Genomic DNA, 17,716 nt, shown 5'->3' with positions numbered 1-17,716 from the left:
GGGAATGATGCAGAGCCCCTTACGGCATCCGTTGTCCAGCCTGGCAGTATTTGCGCACGCTTTACTGCAGTAAGAAGGACATTACGTTGAGTCGGATGCCATCAGTTGTCTTGACGACCTGATCTTACACCTGCTTATGGCAGGTGTTTTTTTATCTGCGGATTGTGGATTTACGTTTATCTCAGGCAAAAAAAAGCCGGGACAAGCCCGGCGTGCACAAAAGTAACAATCGTAAAATCAGGCGCTGGGATTGGTCTTCAGCGTGAGTAACAAGCCTTCACGGCGCATTTTTGCCGCGTCTTCTGGACGATGTAGGCGGTCATAAATATCTGCCAGCCAGGCGTAATCAAAAGCATCTGGACGTTGTGCTAGCGCTTGCTGGAAAGCTTCAGCCGCTTGCTGCCATTCACCGTGGCGCATCAGCAACTGACCGAGCGTGCTGTGTAACAATGGCGTCGCGCCGTGCTGTTTGATTTGCTGACGCAATGCTTTTTCCAGCGCTTGCGGATCGCCGCTTTTAATCCGTGGCATCAGCAGCACCAAACGATCATCATACTGACGCTTCAATCCTTCCAGCACGATACTCTGCGCGGTATCGGGATCGTCACACTCAATCAGATGTTCTGCCATTGCCACTTGTAGCGCGGTTTCATGACGCGTTTTGCGGCTCTGGTTCTGCCACCATTTTTTCAATCCGTCGCTGCCCTGATCGGCCATCGCTTGATTCATCAGACCCAGCCAGGCTTGCTGCTGCAACGCTTCGCGCTGTGCTTCATCATTGATCTGCACTTTCTGCATCGATGGCAGAATATCCAGCAATGCGCCCCACGCGCCGGTACGAATATAAGCTTGTTCGGCCAGACGTAATACTTCTGGATGGCGCGGTGCGACTTCCAGAAGGCGATCAATGCCATGACGTGCGGCATGATCTTCATTACGCGCCAGTTGTAGACGAACGCGGGTGATTTCTACAGGAATGGTGTCGTTTTCAGACAGCTCAGCGGCACGTTCCAGATGCTGATTAGCACGGATTTCATCACCACGTTGCTGCGCGGCTTCGGCGGCCAGCAAATAGTTCGCTACCGGTTGATCCGCGTGATCGGCGTTTTTCGACAGCAATTTTTCCGCTTGTTTAAAATCACCTTCAGCCAGTTTCATCAGCGCACTTTGCGTATGACGCTGCGCACTGCGGCGTTTGCGGCCCGTGAACCAACCACGCGTACGTGCACCGGTTCGCAGTACGCGACGTAAGATCCATTCAACGAAGAGAATCACCAGCAGGCTGAGGATCAGCATTATCGCTAAGCCGGTGACGCTGGTTTCGATATTCCAGTTGTCGGTTTGAATTAATACGTAGCCTTGATGGCCGGCAACCATCGGTCCAATGACCACGCCAGCGATCAATAGAAGGAAAAGCACTAATACCTTTAGCATGCTTAGCCTCCCTGTTGGTTAGCGGCAACCGATGGCTGGGCCAGCAAATTACGCACGCGCGTTTGCATCAGTTTTTCCAGCAGCGGCTGGCTTTCAAGCGTATCCGGTACATCCATCGAAATGCTTTGCTGGCTCAATTCATCCAACTGGGCAAGGAAGGCTTTAGTGGCCGCATCGTTAGTGTCGTACCAGGCACGAACCCAGGTAGAAACGGCATCGATTGACTGTTTGTAGATTTCATCCTGATGACGCGGTACAGCTTGCGCGGCGATCAGCAGACGAGAACGAATATTCTCACGCAGATAAACATCCTGATTCGGTGCCAGCAACGGCTGTGCGGTGTTATCGCGGCGGCGGATGGTAATGAAATCATCCATAAAGTTGTGCCAGCTTTTCACCAGGTTTTGACGCCATTCAGTTAGCGAGCTGGAGAGTTCGCCACCGTCCGCGTCCATCGGTGAATTATCGCTGTCGTTATCAGCCAAACGCAGATTATCAACGCCGTTCGACAACTGATTGAGTTTGAGAATCGTGCCGTCGTAGTCGACCTGACTCACCGCTGAAAGTGAGCTGATATCCTGCGTCAAGGCGCGGCGCACATTCATTACGCTCGGATCGTTCATGTCTGCCAGGCTGGTGTCGGCACTTTTCAGCAATGCCGCCGCCGTCGTGACATCTTGATCGCTCCACAATTTGCGGCCCGCCAATTTGACCAGATAATCCGCCTGAGCCAGCAACCAGGTGCGCGTGTCGTTGCCAGAAATCGTGGCGACTTTATCGCGCAGGGTTTCCAGCTCTTTGGCACTGTTATCCTGCTGTGTGCGCGCTTCCTGCAACGCGCTGTTGGCGCTATCTAATTCGTGGGTGAATTGCTGTTTATCGCTGCCCAGTTGCTGCTGCAAGGCACTCAGCTGCTCACTCAGGTTCTGGTTAGTTTGAGCCTGTAAATCGGCCTGGTGTTTCCCATTCAGGTAAAGTCCTGCGCCAATCGCCAGCGCAATCACAATCGCCACTGCACTCAGCACTTTGCCATCGCTTTTTTTATCGCGAGGTGGCTTGGTTGCTGGAGAGGGAGATTGGTCCGCTGGGGTGGTTTCTTCAACCATGGCGGAGGAGGCTTTTTGTTCCGTCATTTTGGCTCATCCCATTGTTAAGTTCAGCGTAACGCGCGCAGCAGCGCATCGTTATCGGCACCATCGGCTACATCAATGTCCTGCCAGCCTAATTCAGCGGCTTGCGTAGCCAAACGTTCACTGACGACCACAAGCCGACAGTGCAGTAACCATTCCCGTCGATCAATCGGCGGAAACAGAGAAAAGAGTTGTTGTAACATTTCCCCGCTGGTAACAACCAGCGTGGTAATACTGCGATCGCGCCAGCGGCGGCCTTCCGTTGCGCCGTTATACTGCTTTTCGCAGCGCTGATAACATTCGCAATATTGTACTTCAACACCGCGCGCAATGAGTGTCTCTGCGAGCAATTCGCGACCAGGACTACCCCGTAAAATCAGCGCACGCTTGCCGTTGACCTGTTGCAGACGGTTCAGACGCACCAACTCTTCGCTGGTTTCCCGCGCATGAGGATAGTCTACTTTCAGATTACTGACGGTGTGCAACGCCAATGCGGTGCTGCGACCAATGGCGTAGTAGTCGAGCTTTTCAGGCCAGGTCGTCGCGCTATGTTGCAAAGCGGGCTGGGCGAAAGTCACCACTTGCTGCGATAACAAAAACACCAAATCGCCCGGTTGTAGCGCCGCAAGTTGATTTGGCAAATTGACAAGATCGCGACCCGGCGTGAATTCAATCAGCGGCATGCTCCACGCCAGCTTGCCCAGATTGCGCAGGCGCGAAACCAGTTCAGTGGCAGCCGGTTCAGGACGGGTCACGAGGATAGTCATGCTGGCGGTTGTCCTTGATAGACTTCACGTAAGATGTCACGTGCGCCGCCATCGAGTAACTCTTCAGCCAGAGAAATGCCCATTTGTTCAGCTTGATCGCGCGGACCACGGCGCTCGCCGATCACCATCTGATGGCCATCGGGTGAGCCGACTAAACCGCGCAACCACAATTGATCGTCTTCCAGCACTGCGAAGCTGCCGATTGGCACCTGGCAGCCGCCTTCCAGGCGGGTATTCATCGCGCGTTCGGCACGGACGCAAACCGCGGTATCGCCATGATTCAGCGCCTGTAACAGCGTAATCAATTCTGCATCATCAACCCGGCATTCAATGCCAACGGCGCCTTGTCCGACAGCGGGCAGGGAGATTTCTGCGGGCATTGCCTGGCGGATACGATCTTCCAGGCCCAAACGTTTCAAACCGGCGGCAGCAAGGATGATGGCGTCATATTCACCGGCATCGAGTTTGCTGAGACGTGTACCTACGTTGCCGCGCAGTGAGCGAATCACCAGGTCTGGACGGCGTGCGCTGATCTGGCATTGGCGACGCAGGCTGGATGTGCCAACAATCGCGCCTTGCGGTAATTCATCAAGGTTGTTGTAGCGGTTGGAGACGAAAGCATCGCGCGGATCTTCACGCTCGCAGATGGTCACCAAACCTAAACCTTGCGGGAAATCGACCGGTACATCTTTCATCGAATGCACGGCGAGATCGGCGCGACCTTCCAGCATCGCTAGCTCAAGTTCTTTGACAAACAGGCCTTTGCCACCAACCTTTGCCAGTGGCGTATCAAGAATGATGTCGCCTTTGGTGACCATCGGAAGCAGCTCAACTTGCAAGCCTGGATGGGCAGCCATCAAGCGCTGTTGGACATATTGTGCCTGCCACAAAGCAAGAGGACTTTGTCTGGTAGCAATTCTGAAAATTTTGTTTAACATGCTGTTAACCATTTTGATCGTTCATCGAATATCCTATCATTGATAGGGGAATGCTGTCAGTTTCAACGGATTGAAAAGGCCGCGATGTCAATTCTTGCCCGGTTTTTGCCGGTTAGAGTTGGAGTCGAAGTCTGAAAAAAGCAGGGCTACGGTCGGAACATGCTAAACTGTTAAGTAGCGCAACTTTCTTTACGGTCAATCCTCCAGGTGTTAGATTGATCACGTTTCCAGCAATAATTTGCCCAATATCTTTATTATTAAGCGGCAGGTTTTGGAAATAGGGTGCTTAACACTGGGACAATCAGGCGAAACGTCTTGTACCTCTACATTGAGACACTGAAACAGAGACTGGATGCGATAAACCAGCTGCGCGTAGACCGCGCACTGGCTGCCATGGGGCCTGCTTTCCAGCAAGTCTACAGTCTGCTGCCAACATTACTGCACTACCATCATCCGCTGATGCCGGGCTACCTCGAAGGTAACGTTCCGCATGGCGTGTGCCTCTATACGCCCGATGAAAACCAACAACAACTGCTGCAAAGTTTAGCGGGCGGCGAGTCGCTTGATTTCGGCAACGTGGTCAAGGGCGAGCGACCCATTACCGGTATTTACTCAATGGGCAGTACTTCGTCCGTTGGGCAAAACAGCATCTCCGACCTCGACATCTGGGTTTGCCATCAGTCCTGGTTAGATAATGAAGAGCGCCTCAATCTGCAACGTAAGTGTACGCTGTTGCAGAAATGGTGTGTGTCGATGGGTGTGGAAGTCAGTTTCTTCCTGATTGATGAGAACCGTTTCCGCCATAACGAAAGTGGCAGCCTTGGCGGTGAGGATTGCGGATCAACGCAACATATTTTGCTGCTGGATGAATTCTACCGTACCGCCGTGCGCATGGCCGGCAAACGCATCCTGTGGAACATGGTGCCTGGCGAAGAAGAGCACCATTACGACGATTACGTCATGTCACTCTATTCACAAGGCGTGTTGACGCCGAATGAGTGGCTGGATCTTGGCGGCCTTGGCACGCTGTCGGCCGAAGAGTATTTCGGTGCCAGTTTGTGGCAGCTGTATAAAAGCATCGATTCACCGTACAAAGCGGTGCTTAAAACCCTGCTGCTCGAAGCCTACAGCTGGGAATACCCGAATACGCAATTGTTGTCGATGGACATCAAACAGCGCCTGCACGATGGCGAGATTGTCTGCTTCGGCCTCGATCCCTATTGCATGATGCTGGAGCGCGTGACGCGTTACCTCACCAGCGTTGATGACATGGCGCGCCTTGATTTAGTACGTCGATGTTTCTATTTAAAAGTGTGTGAAAAGCTCTCCAGTGAAGATCATCATCACCATCGCACTGGCTGGCGTCGCGAGATTTTGTCGCAGCTGGTGAAAGAGTGGGGCTGGGACGAAGAGAAGTTAGCGGTGCTCGACAACCGCGCGCAGTGGAAAATCGAACGCGTACGTGAAGCGCACAACGAATTGCTGGATGCGATGATGCAAAGCTATCGCAACCTGATCCGTTTTGCGCGTCGTAACAATTTAAGCGTCAGCGCTAGCCCGCAAGATATTGGCGTGCTGACGCGTAAACTGTATGCCGCGTTTGAGGCGTTGCCCGGTAAAGTCACGCTGGTCAACCCGCAGATTTCGCCTGACCTTTCGGAAGAAAATCTCACCTTTATTCATGTTCCGGCAGGCCGTGCCAATCGCGCCGGTTGGTACCTGTACAACCAGGCACCGGACATGAGTTCGATTATCAGCCATCAGCCGCTGGAATATAACCGCTACCTGAACAAACTGGTGGCGTGGGCATGGTTTAATGGCCTGCTGACCAGCAAAACGCGCTTGCACATGAAAGGCAACGATCTCTGCGACCTGCCGCGTCTGCAAGAGCTGGTGAATGACGTATCAAGCCACTTCCCATTGCGTGTGCCCGCACCGACACCGAAAGCGCTATATAGTCCGTGCGAGATTCGCCATCTGGCGATTATCGTCAATCTTGAGCACGATCCAACTTCGGCATTCCGCAATCAAGTGGTGCATTTCGATTTCCGTAAGCTGGATGTGTTTAGCTTCGGCCAGCAGCAGCAATGCCTGATTGGCAGTATCGATCTGCTGTATCGCAACTCGTGGAATGAAGTGCGTACGCTGCATTTCAGCGGTGAGCAGGCGATGATTGAAGCGCTGAAAACCATTCTCGGCAAAATGCATCAGGATGCCGCGCCACCAGACACAGTAGAAGTGTTCTGTTACAGCCAGCATCTGCGTGGATTGATTCGCACGCGCGTGCAACAGCTGGTTTCCGAGTGCATCGAGCTGCGCTTGTCGAGCACACGTCAGGAACCGGGCCGCTTCAAAGCGTTGCGCATGGCGGGCCAAACCTGGGGCTTATTCTTCGAGCGCATGAGCGTATCAGTGCAGAAGCTGGAGAACGCCGTCGAATTCTACGGTGCGATTTCCAACAACAAACTGCACGGTTTGTCGATCAAAGTAGAATCGAATCAAACGCCATTGCCGCCGGTGGTGAACGGTTACGCCAGCGAAGGCATCATTCAGTTCTTCTTTGAAGATACCAATGACGATCGCGGTTTCAACATCTATATCCTCGACGAAACCAATCGCGTTGAGGTTTATCACCACTGCGAAGGCAGCAAAGAGGAGCTGGTGCGCGACGTGAGCCGTTTCTACTCATCGTCTCATGACCGCTTTACTTACGGCTCCAGCTTTATCAATTTCAACCTGCCGCAGTTCTACCAGATTGTGAATACTGGCGAACGTTTCCAGGTGATTCCTTTCCGCAGCCAAACGCTGACGCAGCTGTGCGCCACGCAGCCTGATAACGACAACGGCGACTTCCAGCCGCGCTACCAAATGCATTGATCCCGCCCGCGTTCGCGCGGTGGGATGACGCTTTTACTCTGACCTGAATGGAGTTCGGGTATTTCCTGTTGCTTTTACAACGTCAACTGCGATGATAAGCAACCATGGCTTAAGGACAGAAGAGCAGACAGAATGATACGAGTAATAAGTCAGCTGGGTATGGCGCTGGCGTTGGTCAGCCTGGTAGGCTGTGGACTGAAAGGACCGCTGTATTTCCCGCCGAAAGATCAGCCAAAGCAGCCTAATCAGCAGGTAACCGAGCAGCAGCAAAAAGCGGCTCAGGATGCGGATGTCGGTGGTTTGGTCACCAGCAAACCTGGTTCAATGGCGAACTAATCTCGATGAGTAATCCGGCGGAGCAAAAAATGCAGTTCTCAAAAATGCACGGTCTCGGCAACGATTTCATGGTTGTGGATGCTGTGACGCAAAACGTCTTTTTCTCGCCGGAACTGATTCGCCGCCTGGCGGACAGAAATCTGGGGATCGGTTTTGATCAGTTGCTGATCGTCGAACCGCCTTACGATCCGGATCTCGATTTCCATTACCGCATTTTCAACGCTGATGGCAGCGAAGTCGCGCAGTGTGGCAACGGTGCCCGTTGTTTCGCGCGCTTTGTGCGCTTGAAAGGGCTGACCAACAAAAGCGACATTCGCGTCAGTACGCAAACTGGCCGCATGGTGTTGAGCGTCACCAATGATGAGTTGGTGCGCGTCAATATGGGCCAACCCAACTTCGAACCGCAAAGTGTGCCGTTACGCGCCAATAAAGCCGAGAACCTTTATTTGCAGCGTGTGGCCGATCAAACCGTGATGTTTGGTGCGGTGTCGATGGGCAATCCGCATTGCGTGATTCAGGTGGAAAGCGTGAAAACCGCGCCGGTAGAAACGCTTGGCCCAGAGTTGGAAAGTCATGAACGTTTCCCGGAGCGCGTTAACGTCGGCTTCATGGAAGTGGTCAATCGTGAACACATCCGTTTGCGCGTGTACGAACGCGGCGCAGGCGAAACCCAGGCTTGCGGCAGCGGCGCGTGTGCGGCTGTTGCCTGCGGCATTCAGCAAGGTATTTTGGCCGAGAACGTCCGCGTCGATTTACCGGGCGGAACGCTGCACATCGCCTGGAAAGGGGAAGGTCAACCGCTGTTTATGACCGGCCCAGCCACACATGTCTACGATGGGTTTATTCATCTATGAAAAATGTCGAAGAGCAGACCGAGAATGAGGTTTTGCTGGACGATCAGTCGGTTGGCGCATTTCTGCGTCAAAATCCCGATTTCTTTATTCGCAATGCGCGGCAGGTCGAACAGATGATGGTGCCGCATCCGGTGCGCGGCAGCGTTTCACTGGTGGAGTGGCACATGGCGCGTCAGCGCAACCACATCCAGCAGTTGGAAGAAGAGATCACCTTATTGATGGAGCAGGCCACGGCCAACCATCAGCTGTTTGATCGTCTGCTGACGTTGCAAGGTCATCTCGCCGCCGCCGATAGCTTGCAAGAAATGCTGACGCGTTTGCATCGCTGGGCGCGGGAATTGGGCTTAGCGGGTGCGCATGTTCGTGTGTTCAATGATAAATGGCACATTGGCGCGCCTTCTGATTTCACCCAGCTTGGTTTATCGCGTCAGGCATTCGAACCGCTGCGTATTCAACGCTTTGGCGACGAACATCACTATCTCGGCAGCCTGAATGGCCCGGAGTTGTTGCTATTGCTGCCGCAGGCCAAAGCGATTGGCTCGGTAGCGATGTCGCTGATGGGCGAGCGTGGCGAGTTAGGGGTGTTGATGTTCACCAGTCGCGATAATCAACATTATCAAGCTGGCATGGGCACGTTGCTGCTTCAGCATCTGGCGCAAATGCTGCCGGATTTACTCTCGCGCTGGGTTGAACGCGCATGAGTAGCGTCAGCCCACTGCTGCCGGCCGTGGATGACTTTCTGCGTTACCTGAAAGTCGAACGCCAGCTCAGTCCGCTGACGCAAAAAAATTACCAACGGCAATTGCTGGCGTTAATGGCGATGGCCGATGAGATGAAGCTGACGAGTTGGGCGCAGCTGGAACCCGCGCAAGTGCGCACGCTGGCGGCACGCAGCCGCCGCGACGGTTTGGGCCCCAGCAGTCTGGCATTGCGCATGTCGGCGCTGCGCAGTTTTCTCGACTGGCAAGTTCATCAAGGCATGCTGAATGCCAATCCCGCCAAAGGTATTTCCACGCCGCGTAACGCACGTCATCTGCCGAAAAATATGGATGTCGATGAAGTTAACCAACTGCTGGAGATCGACCTCAACGATCCGCTGGCCGTGCGTGACCGCGCGATGCTGGAAACCATGTACGGCGGCGGGTTGCGTTTGTCAGAATTGGTGAATATCGATTGCCGCAATCTTGATCTGGAAGCCGGCGAAGTGCGCGTGCTGGGTAAAGGCAGCAAAGAGCGCCGCGTACCGATTGGCGGCACAGCGGTGACATGGATTCAGCATTGGTTGCCGCTGCGCGACAGTTTTGCGCCACAAGATGATGCGCTGTTTGTCTCCAGCCGCGGTAGCCGCATTTCCACGCGCAACGTGCAGAAACGTTTTGCCGAATGGGGCATCAAGCAAGGCGTTGCCAGCCATATTCATCCGCATAAACTGCGCCACTCCTTTGCCACGCATATGTTGGAATCGAGTGGCGACCTGCGCGCGGTGCAGGAACTGTTGGGCCACGCCAATCTGGCGACCACGCAAATCTATACCCATCTGGATTTCCAGCATCTGGCAACGGTTTACGATGCAGCCCATCCGCGTGCTAAACGAGGAAAGTCTTAATGAAGTTTTATCGCCCACTCGGCCCGATCAAAGCGATCACTTTTGATCTCGACGATACGCTGTACGACAACCATGCGGTGATCCGCAAAACCACCGAGGAATCACACGCTGCGTTGCAGGCGTATCATCCGGCGCTGCGAGAATTTACCCCGGCAGATTACCAGGCGCTGCGCGATGAGTTACTGGCGCGCGAGCCGGAAATTTATCACGACGTATCCGAATGGCGTCGCCGCTCAGTCGAACTGGCGATGCTGAATATCGGTTTATCGGCAGCGGAAGCCACTGCGGGAGCCAGCGAAGTGATGAGCGTTTTTCATCAATGGCGCAGTGAAGTCACCATGCCAGAAGAGACCCATCAAACGCTGAAGTGGCTGGGCGAGCGCGTGCCGCTGGTGGCGATCACCAATGGCAACGCGTGCACGCAAAAACTCGGCATCGATCACTACTTCCAATTCGCACTGCGCGCTGGTCCGCATGGTCGCGCTAAGCCGTGGCAAGATATGTATCAGCTGGCGTCTGAGCGTTTAGGCATTGCGCCGCAACACATTCTGCACGTTGGTGACGATCTCACCACTGATGTTGCCGGTTCGGTCCGCGCCGGGATGCAAGCCTGCTGGATCAACCTGCGTGAAGGCAACTTGATGAAGATTGACGATGTGCGTTTGCTGCCACACGTTGAAATTGATCGGTTGGCATCTCTCACCTCGCTGCTATAATCAACAGCTGTAAATACATCCAGTAAATGGATGCCCTCCTTTTTTAGACGGTGCTTATGGACGTTTCTGATCTGCTTGACGGCTTGAATGACAAACAGCGCGAGGCGGTCGCCGCGCCGCGCAGCAACCTGCTGGTGCTGGCCGGAGCAGGCAGTGGCAAAACCCGCGTGCTGGTGCATCGCATTGCCTGGCTGCTGTCGGTGGAGAATTGCTCGCCGTACTCGATCATGGCGGTGACCTTCACCAATAAAGCCGCAGCAGAAATGCGCCATCGTATCGATCAACTGATTGGCACCAGCCAGGGCGGCATGTGGATTGGTACCTTCCACGGCCTGGCGCACCGTTTATTGCGTGCGCATCACCTGGATGCCGGTTTGCCGCAGGATTTCCAGATTCTCGATAGCGACGATCAGTTACGTTTGCTGAAACGCCTGATAAAAGCGATGAACCTTGATGAGAAACAGTGGCCTGCGCGTCAGGGCATGTGGTACATCAACGGCAAAAAAGATGAAGGTCTGCGTCCGAAACACATCGAAAGCTACGGCAACCCGGTTGAACAAACCTGGCTGCGCATCTATCAGGCGTATCAGGAAGCCTGCGATCGTGCTGGATTGGTGGATTTCGCCGAACTGTTACTGCGCGCTCACGAACTGTGGCTGAACAAACCGCACATCCTCAATCATTACCGCGAACGTTTTAGCAACGTGCTGGTGGATGAGTTCCAGGATACCAACAACATTCAGTATGCGTGGATTCGCATGCTGGCGGGTGACACCGGTCGCGTGATTATCGTTGGCGATGACGATCAGTCGATTTACGGTTGGCGCGGTGCGCAGGTCGAAAACATCCAGCGCTTCTTGCAGGATTTCCCCGGCGCGGAAACCATTCGTCTGGAGCAAAACTACCGCTCAACCAACAACATTCTGAAAGCGGCTAACACGCTGATCGCTAACAATAATGGTCGCCTCGGTAAAGAGCTGTGGACCGACGGTAGCGATGGCGAAAAGATTTCACTCTATTGCGCCTTCAACGAGTTGGATGAAGCGCGTTTTGTGGTCAATCGCATCAAGAGCTGGCATGAAAACGGCAATGCGTTGCAGGATTGCGCGATTCTCTATCGCAGCAACGCCCAATCGCGCGTGCTGGAAGAGGCGCTGCTGCAAGGCAGCATGCCGTATCGCATTTATGGCGGCATGCGTTTCTTCGAACGTCAGGAGATCAAAGATGCGTTGGCCTATCTGCGTTTGATGGCCAATCGCAATGACGATGCGGCGTTTGAACGCGTGGTGAACACGCCGGTGCGCGGCGTGGGCGATCGTACGCTCGACGTAGTGCGCCAAACCGCGCGCGATCAGCAACTCACTTTGTGGCAAGCCACGCGTGAACTTTTACAGAACAAAGCCTTAGCCGGGCGCGCCGCCTCAGCGCTGCAACGTTTCTGCGAGTTGGTGGATTCATTGGCGACAGAAACCGCTGAAATGCCGCTGCACGTACAGACCGATCGGGTGATCAAAGACTCCGGTTTGTGGGTTATGTACGAGCAGGAAAAAGGTGAGAAAGGCCAGGCGCGTATTGAAAACCTTGAGGAATTGGTCACGGCGACGCGCCAGTTCAGCTATCAAGATGAAGACGAAGATTTGATGCCATTGCAGGCCTTCTTATCGCATGCCGCGCTGGAAGCGGGCGAAGGCCAGGCGGATAAATGGCAGGATGCGGTGCAGCTGATGACCATGCACTCGGCGAAAGGGCTGGAGTTCAGTCAGGTGTTTATCGTCGGCATGGAAGAGGGCATGTTCCCCAGCCAGATGTCGCTGGATGAAGGCGGTCGTCTGGAGGAAGAACGCCGTCTGGCCTACGTTGGCGTGACGCGTGCGATGCAGAAACTGACGTTAACCTACGCCGAAAGCCGCCGCCTTTATGGTAAGGAAGTGTATCACCGCCCATCGCGTTTCATTGGTGAACTGCCGGAAGAGTGCGTGGAAGAGGTGCGTTTGCGCGCCAGCGTCAGCCGCCCGGTGAGCCATCAACGCATGGGCACGCCAATCGCGCAAAACGACAGTGGTTTCGCGCTTGGTCAGCGGGTGCGCCATGCCAAATTTGGTGAAGGCACCATCATCAATCTCGAAGGCAGCGGCGAACACAGCCGTCTGCAAGTGGCGTTTCAGGGCCAGGGAATCAAGTGGTTGGTGGCGGCGTATGCCCGTCTGGAAACGGTGTAGCGCGGTTGCGCTACCTTGACGACTTTTTCGTCTCAGCGTAACATGCGCGCACTATTATCATGAGAGGACAATGCCTTGGACGCGCCCAGTCGATGCTGGCTCAACACCCTGTTTTACAGGGACTTCTAAGGTTACCTCTTTGAGCGGGTAACCTTAGCGGTTATCAGCGACCTCCCTTTTATACTCTCGTCGCGTGAGTTAGCACTGATTTACCCTTGAAGCGAAAGTTTCCGTGTTCAGGCTTTGCCGTGCCCGTTATGCCCTAAGCATCCCGGAGCGCTGCCTTGTCCCATTCCAAAGAAATGGGGAGTTATTGCTATGCTGAGCGCATTTAAACTCGATCGTAACCGCCTGACACGCATCGAGTTGGAAGAAAACAACGACAAACTCAACACGTCTGTATGGGTCGATCTGATCGAACCTGACGACAGCGAACGTGATCGCGTGCAAACCGAACTCGGCCAGAGCCTGGCAACGCGTCCGGAACTGGAAGACATCGAAGCCTCGGCGCGTTTCTTCGAAGACGAAGACGGCCTGCACATTCACTCCTTCTTCTTCTTTGAAGATGCCGAAGACCACGCGGGCAACTCCACCGTGGCATTTACCATTCGCGAAGATCGCCTGTACACCTTGCGTGAACGCGAACTGCCCGCGTTCCGTTTGTACCGCATGCGTGCGCGCAACCAGACGATGGTTGATGGCAACGCTTACGAACTTTTGCTGGACCTGTTTGAAACCAAAATCGAACAGTTGGCGGATGAGATTGAGAACATCTATAGCGCGCTGGAAAAACTCAGCCGCGTGATCATGGAAGGCCAGCAGGGCGAAGAGTACGATCAGGCGCTGTCACGCTTGGCGGAACTGGAAGACATCGGCTGGAAGGTACGTTTGTGTCTGATGGATACCCAACGTGCGCTCAACTTCCTGGTGCGTAAAGCGCGCCTGCCGGGCAATCAGTTGGAGCAGGCACGGGAAATCCTGCGCGATATCGAATCGCTGCTGCCGCACAACGAATCACTGTTCCAGAAGGTTAACTTCCTGATGCAGGCGGCGATGGGCTTCATCAACATTGAGCAGAACCGTATCATCAAGATCTTCTCGGTGGTGTCGGTGGTGTTCCTGCCACCAACGCTGGTGGCCTCGAGCTATGGCATGAACTTCGAATTTATGCCGGAGCTGAAGTGGAGTTTTGGTTATCCGGGTGCCATCACCTTGATGATTCTGGCGGGACTTGCGCCGTACCTCTATTTCAAACGCAAAAACTGGTTGTAACGATTTCGGGCCGCATTGGCGGCCCATAAGCTAGCGCTCTCCCGCATTTCTGCGTAACCTGTTGGCTCTTCTGACTAACTTTCTCCCAAACTTATGGCGCGCTTCTCATTGCGACTGCAATGGACACTTCTGCTGACGGCTTCCTTAGTGCTGGGGATTATCCTCCAGCTGTTCCACCTTCCTGCGGCTCTGCTGCTCGGCCCAATGATCGTCGGTACGGCGATGGGCTTATCGGGTGCCACCGTGCGTATCGACAAACGCCTGTTTATCCTCGCGCAAGCGGTGCTGGGCTGCATGATCGGCCAAAGTTTATCGCCAGGCATTCTCACGCCGTTGATTCAGGATTGGCCGGTGGTGCTGGCGGTGCTGATATTGACGTTAGCCGCCAGCGGTTTGTCGGGTTTCTTGCTGGTGCGCTTCAGTAATTTGCCTGGCCCAACCGGCGCGTGGGGATCGTCGCCCGGCGGCGCTTCAGCGATGGTGGCGATGGCCGGTGATTTCGGTGCCGATGTGCGGCTGGTGGCGTTTATGCAGTATCTGCGCGTGCTATTCGTCGCCACGGCGGCGGCGGTGGTGGCGCGCATCGGCTTAGGTTCGAGCGGCGGTGCGGTTCAGCTGGAGTGGTTTCCTGCCCTGCAAAGCAGTTTCATACTGACTTTAGTAGTGATGTTTGCGGGCGCATGGTTGGGGCAAAAATTGCGTATTCCTTCTGGCGCGTTGCTGCTGCCGGCGCTGATTGGCGCGATATTGCACGGCACCGATGTCGCAACCTTACAAGTGCCAGAATGGTTGCTGGCGCTGGCTTATGCGTTGATTGGCTGGAGCGTCGGATTACGTTTCACGCGGCCGATTTTCAAACTGGCGCTGCGTACGCTGCCGCAAATGATCGTGTCGATTATTGGTTTAATGCTGCTGTGTGGCGGATTGGCGTGGATGCTGACGCGCGTATTGCACGTCGATCTGATGACGGCTTATCTGGCAACCAGCCCCGGCGGGCTGGATACGGTGGCGATAATTGCCGCGGGTAGCCGGGTCGATATCGCGTTTGTCATGGCGTTACAGACCTTGCGGCTATTCACCATTCTGCTTACCGGCCCGGCATTAGCGCGCTTTATTTCACGCTATGCGCACGCGTGATCGTGCGGTGAATGCTACCGCATCGACGATAAATACCGCGAGTGCCAGCCAGATAAAGCCGAAGGTCACCATTTTATCGGGCGTCAGGCTCTCGCCGTAGAACAGCACCGCCAGCAAGAACATCAGCGTTGGGCCAAGATATTGGAAGAAGCCCACGGTTGATAAACGCAGACGCGCACAGGCGGCGGCAAACAGCATCAGCGGAATGGTGGTGACAATCCCCGCCGCAACCAGTTTCAGATTCAAGATCATTGGGTTAGCACTAAGATGGCTGGTGGCGCTATCGGCAAAGCCAAACAGATAAATTGCCGCCAGCGGAAACAGCCACAGCGTCTCGATCAGCATGCCGCTCTGTGCATCGACCTGAATCTTCTTGCGCACCAAACCATACAAGGCAAAACTCAGCGCCAGACCAAGGCCGATAATCGGCAGCGAACCGAACTGCCACAGCTGCACCAGCACGCCAGTGGTTGCCAGCGCCACCGCCAGCCACTGTAATCGGCGGAAACGCTCGCGCAGAAACAGCATGCCAAACACCACGTTAATCAGCGGGTTGATAAAGTAGCCGAGGCTGGCTTCCAGCATGTGCTGATTGTTCACCGCCCAGATGAACAACAGCCAGTTGCCGCCAATGGTCACCGCGGTTAATGCCAGCAGCAGCACTTTTTTCGGCTGAGCGATCACGCTGTGCACCTGCTTCCAGCTACGGCTCAAAGTAATCAACACCAACATAAACAGCGCCGACCAAATCACGCGATGCGTCATGATTTCGGTGGCGGGAACTTCTTTCACCAGTTTGAAGTAGGCTGGCGCGATGCCCCAAATAAAGTACGCGCCGAGCGCATAACCGATGCCCTGGCGAGTGTGTTGCGTATCCATCATTTCATCCCAAAAACACTGATTAACCAATCATATACGTCGCGGTAGCGGTAGCGATGTAATCGCCTTGCTGATTGTGTAATTCCACGCGCGCCACAGCGACTTTATTGCCGCCGCGCAACAGGCTGCTGGTGGCAATAAAGCGTTCGCCGCGCCCTGGCCGCAGGTAATCGACTCGCATATCAATGGTGCCCATACGCGACAGGCGCTGACGCAGTTCTTCCTCGCTGATACTTTCCTGACGCGTCAACGCATAGCTGACACACACCAGCCCGGCGGCGACATCCAGCACTGAGGCAATCACGCCGCCGTGCAGAATCTGCTGCGCGGCATTGCCCACCAGCATGGTTTTATTGGCGAAAGCCAGCTCGGCATAATCGCCTTCCAATCGGTCCAGCTCTAATCCGAGCGCCTGATTGAAGGGCATGTGATAAACAAAGATTTCGCCAATCAGACGGCGCGCTTCCTGCCGTGTCAGCAACGGGGATGACATAGTTCCTGCCTTAAAATGTTAACGAGTTGTGTATATTATGCCGCGTTCGCGCTGCTTTCCAGTTTCGGAAATCGGCGCTGATCAACCGCTGAGTTTGCGTGTAGAATGGCCTGCTTTTTGAACCGTCCCTTGACGATTACATCACGCAGTTCTCTGGAGAATTCTATGCGTATGCGTTACGCCTTGCTGGCAGCGGCATTGATCCTTCCTGCCCTGGCGCAGGCCGAAGAAGCCACGATAAAAGAGGTTCACGATGCACCGGCAGTGAAGGGCAGCATTATCGCTAACCTGCTGGAGAAACACGATAACCCGTTCGTGCTTTATCCTTACGAAAATAACTATCTGCTTTACACCTACACCACTGACATGAACAAAGAGGCGATCTCTTCGTACAACTGGGCAGACAAAGCAAAAAACGATGAAGTAAAATTCCAGCTCAGCCTGGCGTTTCCACTATGGCGCGGCATTTTAGGCGATAATTCAGTGCTGGCCGCGTCCTATACTCAGCGCTCGTGGTGGCAGTTGTCGAACCGTGGTGCTTCATCACCGTTCCGTGAAACCGATTATGAGCCGCAGATCTTCCTCGGCTGGGCCACCGATTACACCTTCGCAGGCTGGACCTTGCGTGATGTGGAAACCGGTTTAGTGCACCAATCGAATGGTCGTAGCGAACCGACTTCGCGCAGCTGGAACCGCGTATATGCGCGCTTCATGGCGCAAAACGGCAATATGTTGGCGGAGCTCAAACCTTGGTATCGTCTGCCAGAAAATGAAAACAATGACGATAACCCGGACATTACCAAATACATGGGTTACTACCGCGCCAAGCTTGGCTACATGGCGGGCGAAAGCATTTTCAGCGTGGAAGGTAACTACAACTGGAACAGCGGCTTCGGCGGCGCAACCTTCGCCTGGAGCTACCCAATCTCTGAACATGTGCGCTTTTACACGCAGGTATTCAGCGGTTATGGTGAATCGTTGATCGATTATAACCATCGCCAGACGCGCTTCGGCGTGGGCGTGACGCTCAACGATCTGTTCTAACCCGCAAAAAATAC

Annotated in this window: 16 protein-coding genes; 10 read left to right on the top strand and 6 right to left on the bottom strand. The window is 54.4% G+C overall.

Translation table 11 applies throughout. The annotated features are described in order from the left end of the window. Positions 1-237 precede the first annotated feature (237 nt). Genes hemY through hemC form a run of 4 tightly spaced genes read right to left on the bottom strand, consistent with a single transcriptional unit; the run spans position 238 to position 4,269 of the window. Positions 238-1,434, bottom strand: a complete 1,197-nt coding sequence (hemY, locus tag ABDW13_RS18305) for a protoheme IX biogenesis protein HemY (protein ID WP_343553990.1) — start codon at positions 1,432-1,434, stop codon at positions 238-240. 2 nt (positions 1,435-1,436) lie between these two features. Beyond that, complete coding sequence (hemX, locus tag ABDW13_RS18300) at positions 1,437-2,567, bottom strand: uroporphyrinogen-III C-methyltransferase (protein WP_343553989.1); 1,131 nt, start codon at positions 2,565-2,567, stop codon at positions 1,437-1,439. 23 nt (positions 2,568-2,590) lie between these two features. Continuing rightward, positions 2,591-3,331, bottom strand: a complete 741-nt coding sequence (hemD, locus tag ABDW13_RS18295) for a uroporphyrinogen-III synthase (RefSeq protein WP_343553988.1) — start codon at positions 3,329-3,331, stop codon at positions 2,591-2,593. After that, complete coding sequence (gene hemC / locus ABDW13_RS18290; RefSeq protein WP_343553987.1) at positions 3,328-4,269, bottom strand: hydroxymethylbilane synthase; 942 nt, start codon at positions 4,267-4,269, stop codon at positions 3,328-3,330. Before hemC ends, hemD begins: the two co-directional genes overlap by 4 nt. A gap of 315 nt (positions 4,270-4,584) precedes the next feature. On the opposite strand from hemC, the gene ABDW13_RS18285 reads away from it, so the two are divergent. The 9 genes from ABDW13_RS18285 (at position 4,585) to ABDW13_RS18245 (ending at position 15,286) form a co-directional block, all read left to right on the top strand. Then, positions 4,585-7,146, top strand: a complete 2,562-nt coding sequence (locus ABDW13_RS18285; protein ID WP_343553986.1) for a class I adenylate cyclase — start codon at positions 4,585-4,587, stop codon at positions 7,144-7,146. Positions 7,147-7,278: 132 nt separating this feature from the next. Then, entirely contained in the window at positions 7,279-7,482 is a 204-nt protein-coding gene (locus ABDW13_RS18280; protein WP_343553985.1) for a lipoprotein, read from the top strand. A gap of 29 nt (positions 7,483-7,511) precedes the next feature. Next, entirely contained in the window at positions 7,512-8,336 is an 825-nt protein-coding gene (gene dapF / locus ABDW13_RS18275) for a diaminopimelate epimerase (protein ID WP_343553984.1), read from the top strand. Further along, entirely contained in the window at positions 8,333-9,037 is a 705-nt protein-coding gene (locus tag ABDW13_RS18270; RefSeq protein WP_343553983.1) for a DUF484 domain-containing protein, read from the top strand. The genes dapF and ABDW13_RS18270 overlap by 4 nt, the downstream gene beginning before the upstream one ends. Next, a complete protein-coding gene (gene xerC / locus ABDW13_RS18265; protein ID WP_343553982.1) occupies positions 9,034-9,942 on the top strand; it encodes a tyrosine recombinase XerC in 909 nt (302 codons plus the stop codon). Before ABDW13_RS18270 ends, xerC begins: the two co-directional genes overlap by 4 nt. Beyond that, on the top strand, positions 9,942-10,658 hold the full coding sequence (yigB, locus tag ABDW13_RS18260; protein WP_343553981.1) for a 5-amino-6-(5-phospho-D-ribitylamino)uracil phosphatase YigB: 717 nt from the start codon (positions 9,942-9,944) through the stop codon (positions 10,656-10,658). Before xerC ends, yigB begins: the two co-directional genes overlap by 1 nt. 56 nt (positions 10,659-10,714) lie before the next feature. Continuing rightward, positions 10,715-12,877: a DNA helicase II gene (uvrD, locus tag ABDW13_RS18255; protein ID WP_343553980.1), complete on the top strand. Its 2,163-nt coding sequence runs from the start codon at positions 10,715-10,717 to the stop codon at positions 12,875-12,877. A gap of 318 nt (positions 12,878-13,195) precedes the next feature. After that, entirely contained in the window at positions 13,196-14,149 is a 954-nt protein-coding gene (gene corA / locus ABDW13_RS18250) for a magnesium/cobalt transporter CorA (RefSeq protein WP_343553979.1), read from the top strand. 93 nt (positions 14,150-14,242) lie between these two features. Further along, positions 14,243-15,286 (top strand): AbrB family transcriptional regulator, encoded by a 1,044-nt coding sequence (locus tag ABDW13_RS18245; RefSeq protein WP_343553978.1) that lies wholly within the window; start codon positions 14,243-14,245, stop codon positions 15,284-15,286. On the opposite strand, the gene rarD is transcribed toward ABDW13_RS18245, so the two are convergent. After that, a complete protein-coding gene (gene rarD, locus ABDW13_RS18240) occupies positions 15,266-16,165 on the bottom strand; it encodes an EamA family transporter RarD (RefSeq protein WP_343553977.1) in 900 nt (299 codons plus the stop codon). The genes ABDW13_RS18245 and rarD overlap by 21 nt on opposite strands. Positions 16,166-16,187: 22 nt before the next feature. Then, positions 16,188-16,658 (bottom strand): thioesterase family protein, encoded by a 471-nt coding sequence (locus ABDW13_RS18235; RefSeq protein ID WP_343553976.1) that lies wholly within the window; start codon positions 16,656-16,658, stop codon positions 16,188-16,190. A 165-nt stretch (positions 16,659-16,823) separates the two neighbouring features. Here ABDW13_RS18235 and pldA point away from each other — a divergent pair, with 165 nt between their 5' ends. After that, positions 16,824-17,702, top strand: coding sequence for a phospholipase A (gene pldA / locus ABDW13_RS18230; RefSeq protein ID WP_343553975.1), 879 nt, complete (start codon positions 16,824-16,826; stop codon positions 17,700-17,702). Positions 17,703-17,716: the final 14 nt, after the last annotated feature.

The sequence above is a fragment of the Pantoea sp. genome (genome assembly GCF_039594315.1).
Classification (GTDB): Bacteria; Pseudomonadota; Gammaproteobacteria; order Enterobacterales; family Enterobacteriaceae; genus Pantoea.
The sequence above is the reverse complement of the archived record's forward strand: the minus strand, read 5'-3'. Positions and strand labels throughout refer to the sequence as shown.

What these genes read in the sequence shown, in the direction of transcription:
- corA (WP_343553979.1), top strand. Translation starts at nt 13,196, where the DNA reads ATGCTGAGCGCATTTAAACTCGATCGTAACCGCCTGACACGCATCGAG.
- xerC (WP_343553982.1), top strand. Translation starts at nt 9,034, where the DNA reads ATGAGTAGCGTCAGCCCACTGCTGCCGGCCGTGGATGACTTTCTGCGT.
- uvrD (WP_343553980.1), top strand. Translation starts at nt 10,715, where the DNA reads ATGGACGTTTCTGATCTGCTTGACGGCTTGAATGACAAACAGCGCGAG.
- hemC (WP_343553987.1), bottom strand. Translation starts at nt 4,269, where the DNA reads ATGTTAAACAAAATTTTCAGAATTGCTACCAGACAAAGTCCTCTTGCT.
- ABDW13_RS18235 (WP_343553976.1), bottom strand. Translation starts at nt 16,658, where the DNA reads ATGTCATCCCCGTTGCTGACACGGCAGGAAGCGCGCCGTCTGATTGGC.
- hemD (WP_343553988.1), bottom strand. Translation starts at nt 3,331, where the DNA reads ATGACTATCCTCGTGACCCGTCCTGAACCGGCTGCCACTGAACTGGTT.
- ABDW13_RS18245 (WP_343553978.1), top strand. Translation starts at nt 14,243, where the DNA reads ATGGCGCGCTTCTCATTGCGACTGCAATGGACACTTCTGCTGACGGCT.
- hemY (WP_343553990.1), bottom strand. Translation starts at nt 1,434, where the DNA reads ATGCTAAAGGTATTAGTGCTTTTCCTTCTATTGATCGCTGGCGTGGTC.
- pldA (WP_343553975.1), top strand. Translation starts at nt 16,824, where the DNA reads ATGCGTATGCGTTACGCCTTGCTGGCAGCGGCATTGATCCTTCCTGCC.
- hemX (WP_343553989.1), bottom strand. Translation starts at nt 2,567, where the DNA reads ATGACGGAACAAAAAGCCTCCTCCGCCATGGTTGAAGAAACCACCCCA.
- ABDW13_RS18280 (WP_343553985.1), top strand. Translation starts at nt 7,279, where the DNA reads ATGATACGAGTAATAAGTCAGCTGGGTATGGCGCTGGCGTTGGTCAGC.
- yigB (WP_343553981.1), top strand. Translation starts at nt 9,942, where the DNA reads ATGAAGTTTTATCGCCCACTCGGCCCGATCAAAGCGATCACTTTTGAT.
- ABDW13_RS18270 (WP_343553983.1), top strand. Translation starts at nt 8,333, where the DNA reads ATGAAAAATGTCGAAGAGCAGACCGAGAATGAGGTTTTGCTGGACGAT.
- dapF (WP_343553984.1), top strand. Translation starts at nt 7,512, where the DNA reads ATGCAGTTCTCAAAAATGCACGGTCTCGGCAACGATTTCATGGTTGTG.
- rarD (WP_343553977.1), bottom strand. Translation starts at nt 16,165, where the DNA reads ATGGATACGCAACACACTCGCCAGGGCATCGGTTATGCGCTCGGCGCG.